Annotated in this window: 5 protein-coding genes; all 5 read left to right on the top strand. The window is 41.1% G+C overall.

The window, feature by feature from the left end:
- Positions 1-2 precede the first annotated feature (2 nt).
- The 5 genes from ACEXOE_RS07700 to ACEXOE_RS07680 are packed head-to-tail and all read left to right on the top strand — an operon-like array spanning position 3 to position 12,140.
- A complete protein-coding gene (locus ACEXOE_RS07700) occupies positions 3-2,390 on the top strand; it encodes an ABC transporter permease (RefSeq protein ID WP_394748158.1) in 2,388 nt (795 codons plus the stop codon).
- Between the two features lie 24 nt (positions 2,391-2,414).
- Positions 2,415-4,847 (top strand): ABC transporter permease, encoded by a 2,433-nt coding sequence (locus tag ACEXOE_RS07695; RefSeq protein ID WP_394748157.1) that lies wholly within the window; start codon positions 2,415-2,417, stop codon positions 4,845-4,847.
- A 12-nt stretch (positions 4,848-4,859) separates the two neighbouring features.
- On the top strand, positions 4,860-7,244 hold the full coding sequence (locus tag ACEXOE_RS07690; protein WP_394748156.1) for an ABC transporter permease: 2,385 nt from the start codon (positions 4,860-4,862) through the stop codon (positions 7,242-7,244).
- An 18-nt stretch (positions 7,245-7,262) separates the two neighbouring features.
- Positions 7,263-9,692, top strand: coding sequence for an ABC transporter permease (locus ACEXOE_RS07685; protein ID WP_394748155.1), 2,430 nt, complete (start codon positions 7,263-7,265; stop codon positions 9,690-9,692).
- A gap of 33 nt (positions 9,693-9,725) precedes the next feature.
- A complete protein-coding gene (locus ACEXOE_RS07680) occupies positions 9,726-12,140 on the top strand; it encodes an ABC transporter permease (protein ID WP_394748154.1) in 2,415 nt (804 codons plus the stop codon).
- The last annotated feature ends 10 nt before the right edge of the window (positions 12,141-12,150 follow it).

The raw sequence follows: 12,150 nt of genomic DNA, 5'->3' as shown, positions 1-12,150 counted from the left end.
TCATGATTAAGAACTATTTTAAAATAGCCTGGAGAAGCCTTCTAAAGCGTAAAGGTTTTACCTTTATCAATATTGCCGGTCTTGCCATGGGCTTTGGGTGTAGTATTCTAATTTTTCTTTTTGTAAGTCATCATTTGCAATTTGACAATTTCCATACGGATACTGATCGCATGTATCGTTTTGTCACAGAAGAGCATCGAGATTTTATTGATTATGAAGCGAGCGTTCCGCCCGGTTTTGCCAATGCTTTCAAAGAGGATTATGGATATACCGAAGAAATTGCCAAAATTGTCTCTTGGGAAGAGGAAATCCTTAAAGTAAAGGAAACCAATTTTCAGCAACGGATCGATGAAGGCATCCACTTTACAGAACCTTCTTTGTTTAAAATATTTAACTTTCCTTTGATCAATGGTTCTAGGGAAGTCCCTATCTCAGATCCAAATACCGCAGTGATTACCGAACGGATGGCTTATCAAATTTTTGGTACTAAAAATCCTGTAAATCGGACTTTTGAACTCGGAAATAAAGAATTGATTACCATCACTGGAGTTCTGAAGGACTTGCCTAAAAATAGTATTATTCAGGGAGATATCTTTGTTTCTTTTCCCACACTTAAAGCTTACGACCAATTCCTAAGTGGGGAATTTTGGGGCGGTATCAGTTCCAATTTGCAATGCTACGGTCTATTGCACCCCAATCAAAATATCGCGGAAATTGAGGAAAATATCCTAAGTTACCCCGCAAAATTTCGTCCAAAATCCAAAAATGTACATCGTTACAAATTACAGCCGGTTTCAGAGATTCACTTCAATGCTGAATACAGTGGAGGCATTAATGTAAAAGTACTTTGGATTTTTTCTTTAATCGGTTTCTTTATCCTTTTTATGGCCTGTGTCAATTTTATCAATATCTCTACGGGACAATCGGTTTACCGTTCCAAAGAGGTCGGCATTCGCAAGGTACTGGGCAGTTTCAGAAGTCAACTTTTTTGGCAATTCATGACGGAGACTTTTTTAATCAGCTTTTTTGCGTTGGCCATTGGATTTCTTTTAAGCGTTATCTCCTTGCCTACATTCAACACTATTTTTGACCTGGAGCTTTCTTTATCAGGGCTTCTAACCCTCCCATTTGCTGCATTTATCAGTGGTTTACTGCTTATTATCACCTTACTTTCCGGCAGTTATCCTGGGGTGTTGTTAGCTAGAATAGCTCCTATTTTAGCCTTAAAAAGAAAATTGAGTCAAAAAGATGCCGGGGGTTTCCTTACTCGTAAAGTTCTGGTCACCTCTCAATTTGCCATTGCTATCGTCTTAATCATTGGCACCATAGTCATGAACAAACAATTGCGGTATGCCTTGGATTCCGATTTAGGTTTTGACAAATCGGCCATGCTCATGGTAGCGCTGCCCGATCAATTGGAACCTGCCCGTCTTAAAGGCCTTAAAGAGCGTATCTCTAAAATTTCGGGTGTAGAAAAAATCAGTAGTTGTTTTACATCTCCAGGAGGTAGTGATACGGCTTGGGGTACCAATGTTCGTTATGACAATAGGCCCGAGGATGAGGAATTCTCTATTCAAGTGAAAATTGCCGATCAGGATTACGCCAATACCTTTGATCTGCAATTCGTATCGGGCAGGAATTTCTATGAAAAGGATTCCTTGGATGAAATTGTAGTGAACGAAGCTTTTGCCAAGAAATTGGGCATCGTGAATACAGAGGAGCTTCTAGGCAAAACCATAGCCGTAAATGGGGGAACGATAAAGGCTAATATTGTGGGTGTCCTGGCCAATTTCCACAATCAAGATTTTAGCGGGGATATCAGTCCCATATTTATCGGGCCTAGAGCAGCGAATTATCGAGAGTTTGCGATAAAAATAAATATGAGCGCTAGTGGAAACCTTATTCAATCTATTGAAGAAGAGTGGAGTGCTGTTTTTCCCGATTATATTTTTGGGTACGACTTTTTAGATCAGCGGGTAGCCGAATCGTATGCATCGGAACAGCAATACCTCTCATTGGCCAAGCTATTTTCTGCATTGGCTATCCTAATCGGTTGTTTAGGAATTTATGGATTGATCTCTTTCTTTATCGCTCAAAAAATGAAAGAAATCGGAATTCGTAAAGTCTTGGGGAGTACTGTTAGTAGTATTTTAATCTTATTGACGACCGACTTTTTAAAACTGGTTGTAATTGCCGGAATAGTGGCCTCTCCTTTAGCTTGGTATTTTATGAACAATTGGCTGGATAGTTTTGCCTATCACACAGAGATTTCCTGGTGGGTGTTTGGGCTTGCTATTGGGAGTGTATTGTTCATCACCATACTGACCATGGGGTACCAAACCCTCAAGGCCGCCAACGCAAACCCTATAAAGAGCTTGCGAACAGAATAGACTATCATCAAAAAACGAATAATCATGCTAAAAAATCATCTTAAAATAGCTTGGCGGAATCTTAAAAAAAGGCCCTTCTTCACCTTCTTGAACACTTTTGGCTTGGCTATTGGTATTGCAGGAGGAATTCTCATTTCCCTATATATTTATGAAGAACTGAATTTTGACACCATGTTCGCAGATGCGGATCGTATCCATCGTATCAATTTGGACGTTAAATTTGGAGGGGATGCCGTAATTTCCGCAGAAGCTTCAGCACCTATGGCCGCAGCTCTGGAACAGGACTTCCCACAAGTTGAAAAAACGGTGCGCTTTCGAAATTTAGGAAGTATGCTGCTCAAAAAGGTGGATGCTCAAGAAAATGTAAAAGAGCTACAGGTAACGTATGCCGATTCTACGATGTTCGATATGTTTGGAATCGATCTACTCTACGGAGATGTTAAAAGTGCCTTGACCCAACCCAATACATTGGTATTGACCAAAACGGCCGCTGAAAAACATTTTGGATTAAACCGAGCCATTGGACAACAGTTGGTACTAGACAATTCGGATACGTATACTGTTGCTGGCATTATCGATGATTTCCCAAGAAACTCATTCCTAAGGGACCGGACAGTTTTCTTATCTATGGTCGGGTATCAAGATGCACAAGAAGCTGACTGGGGGAGTCATAATTACTTCACCTTTATTAAAGTGGTGGAAGGCACCAATATGAAGGAGTTTCAAGCACCCCTGCAGGGCATGTTTGGCAAATACGTCATTCCCTATGCACAGGCCTTTTACCCGGGTATTACGGAAGAACAGTTTCTGGCCTCCGGCAACTACCTCAACTATTTTACAATGCCCTTAACGGATATCCATTTACATTCCAATATGCAAACGGAACTCAGTGCAAATAGTAGTGTTCAGAACGTGTATATCCTCTCTTTTATTGGTCTCTTTTTAATCGTATTGGCCAGTGTGAATTTCATGAACCTCTCTACAGCACATTCCCTGAAAAGGGCAAAGGAAGTCGGGGTTCGCAAAACCTTGGGGTCCGACAAATCAGAGCTCATCCGACAGTTCTTGACCGAATCGGGTTTAATTACCTTTATTTCTTTATTGCTTGCTATAATCATAGCAACCTTAGCCTTACCTTATTTTAATGAACTTGCCGGAAAAAGTATCTCCTTGCCTTTTAACAACCCATTTGCTTGGTTGATCTTGATAGCCGCCACATTGATTCTTGGATTCTTTTCAGGAAGTTACCCTGCCTTTTTTATGTCCAAGTTTAGACCTGCCCAAGTCCTAAAGGGAGGTGGAAAAGCCAGTATTGGAGGAGCTAAAACACGGAACTCGCTAGTGGTTTTTCAATTTGCCATTTCTGTTTTCTTAATGATAAGTACCTTGGTAGTATACCAGCAACTCAATTATATTCAAAGTAAGGATTTAGGTTTTGGAAAAGATCAGGTACTGATCATTAATGACGCCTACGCTGCAGGAAATCAATTGGATTCCTTTAAGGAGCAGGTACAACAATTGGGACAGGTGAAAAGCGTAAGCCTTTCCAGCTTTCTACCAACCCCATCCTCGCGTAGCAACCATTCTTTTTTTAAGGAAGGCGCTAAAGATCAGGAGAACACCCTTAATATGCAGCGATGGGCCATAGACCACGATTATATTTCTACAATGAATATGGAACTTATTGCGGGAAGGGATTTCAACCGGGAATTCAGTGCGGATTCTACGGCGATTATCTTGAATGAATCTGCTTTAAAAGTAATGGGAGTATCGCCTCAAGAGGCTATTGGAATGCGCATAACCGATGGACTGAATGAGGATACCCCAACATTTTTTACCATCATAGGCATTGTCAAAAACTTTCATTTTGAATCGCTCCGAGAAGATATCGGAGCCCTTTCCATGCTCATAGATCGTTCGCCCGAATCCTTGGCCATAAAACTAGAAGCGGGCAATTTTCCAGAAGCTATTGCACAAATAGAATCGCTATGGGAAGAGATGGCACCTGGGCAGCTTTTTGATTACTACTTCATGGAAGAATCCTTTAACAATACCTATCAGGCAGAACAACAATTGGGGCGCATTTTTGTTGCCTTTACCATTCTTTCCATTCTCATTGCCTGTCTTGGCCTATTTGGCCTTGCTGCCTTTAACGCAGAAAGGCGTACCAAAGAAATTGGCATTCATAAAATCATGGGGGCAACGGTCTCCCAAGTAACCTATAAACTTACGGTTGACTTCCTAAAATTGGTAGGGATAGCCATATTGATCTCTATTCCTTTAGGGTGGTATGCCATGAGCAAATGGCTGGAGGATTTTTCATATCGCATAGCTATTGGTTGGAATGTCTTTGTATGGGCTTCGCTCCTGGTCATTGTAATATCTATAGTAACCGTGGGATATCAGAGCATTAAAGCAGCCATTGTAAATCCCGTAAAAAGTTTACGCACCGAATAAAAGATGATATCTATGTTGAAAAACCACCTAAAAATGTCCTTTCGGAATCTGTGGAAAAACAGATTGCTTTCTGCGTTGAACCTCCTTGGTTTGAGTATTGGTATAGGAAGTGTTCTTACTTTGATTTTTGCCATCTACGCCTATTATAGTGCAGATGACAGTCTTCAAGATCAGGAAAATATTGTGTATTTACGAACGGAAACCCGCGAAGGTGCCATTTATTCCGAAACCCCATATCTTTTATTGGACGAAATCCTTAAATCCTCTCCAGATGTTGTTGCGGGCTCACATTTACAGGGGTGGTTGGATCCCTGGTTAACCTATAAGGATGTGGAGCTTCAGGAATATACGAGTTATGTAGATCCGGAATTCTTTGAGGTTTTTTCCATGCCTTTAAAGTATGGGGATTCCAAAACGGCATTGCAAGAAAAGTATGCCGTGATACTGACGGAACCCGTGAGTCAACGCATCTTTGGGGACACAAACCCTGTAGGCGAAACCCTCATGGCCAATGATACCTTAAGTCTCACCGTTACAGGAGTTCTTGAACCCATAAGTCCGTATTCTGCCTTTCGTTTAAAAGTGGTGATGTCTACCGAATTATTGGAAGAATATCCCGGTTTTGAACAAACCGCCGATTGGCAAAATAGTTCTACCATGAATTATTTAAGATTAAGGCCCGGTGCCGATCGTGCGCAATTGGAAAGGCAGATCGATGACATCGTGCAAAAAAACTATACCAACCCTTCTAGCATCGCAGCTGTTCGGATAGAACCTTTTGAAAATGTTAGGACCAATAGTATTCCTGTGGTCGAGATCATTATAGGAGGAGCTATAGCAGCATCTATTTTTGTACTCCTTATTGTTATGGTCAACCTGCTCAACCTTAACACCTCAACCATGTTCAGGAGGACCAAGGACATTGCCGTTCGAAAAATATTGGGCGGCAGCAAGAAAAGTGTAATATTTCAATTTTGTATAGAAAATGCCATTTTGGTCTGTATTTCTATTTTAATTTCGGCGGTTATATTCCTAAGCTTCTTACTGCCACGTCTAAACGAAGTTTTTGGATCTGACTTTGGGGAAATTTCATTCACCTTACAAAATGACTATCCCGTTGTACTCTATGCTATTGGTATTGGGGTATTGGTCACCTTGGTCGTTGGGATACTCCCTACTTTGCGATTCATTTCCATTCCTGTGGTTCTCGGAATCAAGGGAAAAATGGAAACCATCAAGAAAAGTTTCCTGCTTCGGAATTCTTTTATCATCCTCCAGTTCACCATTGCCATACTCTTCATTTGCGTAGCCGTTATCTTAAATCATCAAATAGGTTTTATGAAAGATGCTCCCTTAGGCTTTACCAAGGAGAACATCATTGTAGGAAATATTGATTTGGAATATAAAAATGAGGAAAAGGCTATTTCCAAATTTGGAGTTTTATTAAACAAGCTGGAAGCAAACCCTTATGTGGAGCACTTTAGTGCAAGCGAAGCCGTGCCTTCGGACTACTATTCCAACTATACACGATTTTATGAGCCAAATTTAGATAGAGAAATTCGCACACGCTATAGTAGGGCAGATGATGGTTATTTAAAAACTATGGAGATTCCTTTAATACTTGGAAGGGATTTCGATAAAAATATCGATCGTGCGGAGAACCTTCCCGTAATCATCAATGAAACGACCATGAAATTGTTAGGGTGGACTTCCATAGACGGGAAACGATTGCAGAGCAAAGGAGTTGAAGGTGCAGGCTATCCGGTAGTGGGGGTTATGAAAGACTTCCACTTTCAGGACATGCAGGAAGCCGTAGAGCCCTTAGTACATTTTTACCGGGGTGAAAAAGCACTACTAAGACATCGTTTTCTAAGTGTCCGTGTGGTGCCGGGACATGAGAAGGAGATTCAAGAAATGATTGCTCAAGACTTTGGCAATATATCCACGCGTAGGTTGTTTGAATCCAACTATTTAACCGACAAGGTGAGCGCCCAATACAGTCTGATCGATGGCATACTCAAAACAGTCAATGTGGTCGCTTTATTGACCATTTTCATTTCATGTTTAGGAATGTTTGGTCTCATCTCTTTTATGGCCAAAAGGCGAATCAAAGAAATAGGAGTGCGCAAGGTACTTGGCGCTGGTGTACTCAAAATAGTGGTGCTCCTGTCCAAAGACTATATCATTCTTGTAAGCATAGCTTCTGCCATTGCCTTCCCCATTGCGGGATATGTAATGAATGCATGGCTTGCAGATTTTGCCTATAGTATTCAATTGCAATGGTGGATGTTTGCCCTTAGTGGGTTCATTGCCTTGATCATTACCAGTCTCACTTTGAGCATTCAAGCAATAAAGTCTGCCTCGGTGAACCCTATAAAAAGCTTGAGAACGGAATAACACCATAAAAACAACACTATGTTCGGTTTATATGTTAAAATAGCAGTACGATACCTTCTTAAGAATAGGTTATATTCCTTTATCAATATTACCGGACTTGCCATTGGCATTGCCTCTTTTGTTCTGATCATGTTGTACGTGAACTATGAGCATAGCTATGATACCTTTGAAGGTTCCGAAAAAGTATACCGTGCCTATTTGGATTATAAGGAAGGGGATTCCTTTGTGCCCGGAGATACCCAAACCTCAAACCGTAGCGGGCCAAGCATCAAAAATATTTTTCCGGAAGTTGAAGAACAAGTTCGTTTCTTCTGGTTGGATCAGGTCGTCTTTGTCCATGAAAACAAACTTGTAGAAGCCCACAAGGGTGCCATGGCAGATGCTTCCTATTTTAACGTATTTTCCTATCCTTTGCTAAAAGGGGATCCCAAAACTGCTTTGGAAGATCCCAATACCGTTGTCCTCTCCCAATCGGTCGCACAAAAAATATTTGGTAGTGAAAACCCCATTGGAAAATCTATAAAAATGTTATGGTCCGGTACGGAGCTTCCGCTTAGAATAACTGGAGTTCGGGATGATATTCCAGGGAATACCCATTTTGAAAATACCTTTTTGGTTTCCTTCAATACCTATAAAACCTGGAGTGTTTTTAAAGGACAGGCAAGGGAACTCAATTGGAACCTGAACATGTACTATACCTATCTCAAAGTTGCCGAAAACACCAATTTTGAAGCCCTACAACAAAAAATTACCAACCATAATTTGGGGAACGAAGATGCAGATACGGAACGGCATAATATTGAACCTATCCAAGACATCCATCTCTATTCCAATAAACCCTATGAAATAGCCGCTAACGGAAGTATTACCCGCGTAAAATTCTTGTCGGCCATTGCCTTTATTATTCTCCTGCTTTCCTGGTTGAACTACATTAATCTTTCTACCACCAAATCCCTGGAACGCGCCAAAGAAATCGGTATTCGCAAAGTTTCAGGGGCAAAAAAAACACAGCTTATTCTTCAAAGCGTCGTAGAATCCATATCCTTAAATGCCGTATCCCTTCTTTTGGCCTTTGGTCTTATTCTCTTGGTGATGCCTTTATACAATACTCTTACTGGAAAAGCACTGTCATTTCAATTTATTGATGTCACTGGGCTATTCCTCACCCTAGGTATTGTTCTCTTGGGTATGATTCTCGCGGGACTCTACCCTGCCTTTTTGCTAAGCGGCTATGAGCCCTCAAAGGCATTGAAGGGAAAAATACAGACTTCTCCTACCGGTCTCGGTATTCGCAAAGGCTTGGTGGCCCTACAATTTCTAGCAACCATAGTGCTTTTGATTGGTACGCTTACCGTGGGCAAGCAAATCAACTTTATGGATACACAATCCTCAGGAGTTGCTCTAGATCAGGTAATTTCAGTGCAAGGAGAGATTCTAAGTCAAAAACCCGATTCATTATTAAAGAAAGATTATGCGGCCTTGGAAATAGAATTGGGCAAATACCCTTTTATTGAGAATATTTCTGGCGCCCAAACCTATCCTGGAGATGGGTATGATAGCCTAGGTTCTTTTGTGGGCATAACCTATCCTGATGGCACCGAAGAAGAAAAAATCAACTACTATAATTACAAAGCCAATCCGGAATATTTCGATGTGGTAGGAATCAATTTTGTAGCGGGAAATACGTTCACCCCGACAGCCAGCGGAAATAGCAATCAAATTGTGATCAATGAAAAGTTGGCCCGCTTAATGGGCTATTCCAATATGGAGGATACTTTAGGGCAATCCTTAAAATTTTGGGGAGAAACATGGATAATATCCGGAGTCATAGAGAACTACCACCATTTTGGTCTTAAAAATTCCATTCAACCGATGATTGTTTTGCACAGTAATACCAAATACAATCTCTTGGTAAAACTGCATGATGAAACTATGGCCTATGGGGACATTACGCAAGCTATTGCACAAATTAGGGATACTTGGAATACTGTTTTCCCGGAAAGCACCTTCAACCATACCTTTTTAGATCAAAAATTTGAAGCCCAATATAGGGAAGACAAGGCTTTTGGCGATGCTTTTCAGACATTTACCATTTTAGCTATTATAATAGCCTCTTTAGGGCTTTTTGGCCTTACCTCGTATACGTGCATCCAACGAAAAAAAGAAATCGGTATCCGTAAAGTAAACGGCGCAACTATTGGACAGATCCTTCAACTTTTAAATCAAGACTTTATAAAATTAATAGGCTTTGCCTTCCTGCTTTCTATTCCAACGGCATGGTATGCCATGAGTAAATGGTTAGAAGGTTTCGCCTATAAAACAAGCTTAAGCTGGTGGATATTTGCCTTAGCAGGTGCAGTAGCACTGGTCATTGCTTTAGTCACGGTAAGTTGGCAGAGTTTTAAGGCGGCCATATCGAATCCCGTAGATGCACTAAGAGATGAATAAGAATTTTGAGCCATAACTTTAAAATATGAAGACATGTTTAAAAACTATTTCAAAATAGCCTGGAGAAGTATTCTCAAAAACAAAGTAATGTTTTCTATCAATACCCTTGGCCTAGCCATAGGTATTGCCTCTTGCCTTTTCATTATGTTGTTTGTTATTGACGAACTCAGCTATGATCGTTTTCACGATAAGGCAGATGAAATGGTACGCGTAGTGTTTCGCGCTAAAATCAACAATGAAGAAATTAAGGAAGGGGTGGTTATGGCTCCGGTTGCCGAAACCTTAAAAAGAGAATTTCCCGAGGTCTTGGACGCCACCCGTATACGAGATAGAGGCCTTCAGAAAATACGTTTGGACAATTTAAAGACACAGAAAGGGAACTTTGCTTATGTTGATCCCAATTTTTTCAATGTCTTTAGTTTTCCCCTCTTGGAAGGCAATACGACTTCCCCTTTGCAAAATCCTTATAGTGTTGTACTCTCCAAAAAAGAGGCTATAAAATATTTTGGGTCTATGGGCGCTGCAATTGGTAAGCAAATCTATATTCAAGACCAGAAGGAACCACATACCATTACTGCCATCGTTGAGGATATTCCTAGAAATTCCCACTTTCATTTTGACCTATTTGCTTCTACGGTTTCCCATGAACCGGCAAAATCGACCTCTTGGCTAGATTCTGGGTTTCACACGTATTTAGTTCTGGAAAAAGGCTATGCCCCTGCACTTTTGGAATCCAAACTGCCGAGGGTTCTGGAACAGCATATGGGATCACAACTGCAAGAAGCCATGGGCATATCCTATACCCAATTTACCACAGAAAACCGTTTGGGCCTCTTTCTTCAACCCATTACAGAAATTCATTTGAACTCCGATTTTTCAGCAGCTTCACAGATAGAACAAGGAGGTGATGTAAAATACATCTATATTTTTAGTGCCGTAGCTGTCTTTATGTTGCTCATTGCCTGCATTAATTTTATGAACCTATCCACAGTTACTGCAGCAAAAAGGGCAAAAGAAGTGGGCATCAAAAAAGTTCTTGGGTCCGCAAAACAACAATTGATCGCTCAATTTTTGGCAGAGGCCTTCTTGGCCACCACCATTGCAATGTGCCTTGCCGGAGTGCTTTTGGTACTCTCCCTTCCATTATTCAATCAAATTTCTGGAAAAGAATTGCAAATTTCAAGCCTTTACAGCCCAACTGTTGGTATTGCTTTTGGTTTATTGACCGTAGTCATCAGTATGCTCGCTGGAGGGTACCCTGCTTTTTTTCTAGCTTCTTTTAAGCCCATTACGGCCTTGAAGAGCAAGTTCTATAGTACTGGAAATAGTAAAGGTATCCGTAGCGCCTTGGTGGTATTTCAGTTTGTCATTGCCACAGGATTGATCTTCGCCATCTTAATTGTGAACCAACAGATGTCCTTTATGCAACATAAAGAACTTGGATATGACAAAGATCAGATCCTTGTAATTCGGGATACGCCATCTTTAGGAATCAATGAAGCTGCCTATGCCGCCAACATTGTCAAAGACCCCAGAATTGTAAATCTCAGTAAATCTTCATATGTCCCAGCGGGACCATCGGATAACAGTATGTCCGGGGTCTTTTTAAACAATGAATTTCAACGGCGAATGTTCGTATACAACATCGATGAGAACTACCTTCCCACAATGGGCATGGAGCTCCTTGCCGGAAGAAATTTCTCCAAAACATTTGGTGCAGATTCTACCAAGGTTATTATTAATGAAAGTGCGGCCAAGGCCCTAGGTTTTCAAGAAAATGCCTTAGGGAAAATATTCCATTTAGACACTAAAGACAAACGAAAAGCAGTAACCATTATAGGCGTGGTAAAAGACTTTCATTATCGTTCCCTACATCGCCCTATTGAGCCTCTCTTTATGCAATATAAGCCATCAGGAGGTCTTGTGGTTCGCGCAGATGTTGCAGAGATGAGTGGGTTGATAGAACACATGGAAGCCGAATGGAATAAGATGGGTTCGGATGAGCCTTTTCAATACGGTCTTCTGGATGAAGCGTATCAACAAACGTATGTCGCCGAACAGAAAATGGGTACTGTACTCAACATATTTGCGGTACTGACCATTTTTGTGGCTTGTTTGGGGCTATTCGGACTTGTCACCTTTAGCGCTCAACAGCGTTTTAAAGAAATCGGAGTGCGCAAAGTCTTGGGGTCTAGTGTTTCCCAAGTAGTTAGCCTCCTTTCAAAGGACTTCTTAAAATTAGTCTTGATCTCTTTCCTACTTGCCTTCCCTTTGGGATCTTATGTCATGGGTATTTGGCTGGAAAGTTTTGCCTATAGAATTCAGATCGGATGGCCCTTGTATCTATTGGCCGCAGGTATTACGCTCTTCGTAGCCTTCCTTACCATTAGTTGGAAGAGTTACCGCGCTGCTGCAGAAGCTCCGGTCAAAAGCTTGCGAACCGAATAAGAAGGAATAG

Source organism: Spongiimicrobium salis (assembly GCF_043678055.1).
Taxonomy (GTDB): Bacteria; Bacteroidota; Bacteroidia; order Flavobacteriales; family Flavobacteriaceae; genus Spongiimicrobium; species Spongiimicrobium salis.
This window is presented reverse-complemented; position numbering and strand designations above follow the sequence as displayed.

What these genes read in the sequence shown, in the direction of transcription:
- ACEXOE_RS07690 (WP_394748156.1), top strand. Translation starts at nt 4,860, where the DNA reads ATGTTGAAAAACCACCTAAAAATGTCCTTTCGGAATCTGTGGAAAAAC.
- ACEXOE_RS07700 (WP_394748158.1), top strand. Translation starts at nt 3, where the DNA reads ATGATTAAGAACTATTTTAAAATAGCCTGGAGAAGCCTTCTAAAGCGT.
- ACEXOE_RS07685 (WP_394748155.1), top strand. Translation starts at nt 7,263, where the DNA reads ATGTTCGGTTTATATGTTAAAATAGCAGTACGATACCTTCTTAAGAAT.
- ACEXOE_RS07680 (WP_394748154.1), top strand. Translation starts at nt 9,726, where the DNA reads ATGTTTAAAAACTATTTCAAAATAGCCTGGAGAAGTATTCTCAAAAAC.
- ACEXOE_RS07695 (WP_394748157.1), top strand. Translation starts at nt 2,415, where the DNA reads ATGCTAAAAAATCATCTTAAAATAGCTTGGCGGAATCTTAAAAAAAGG.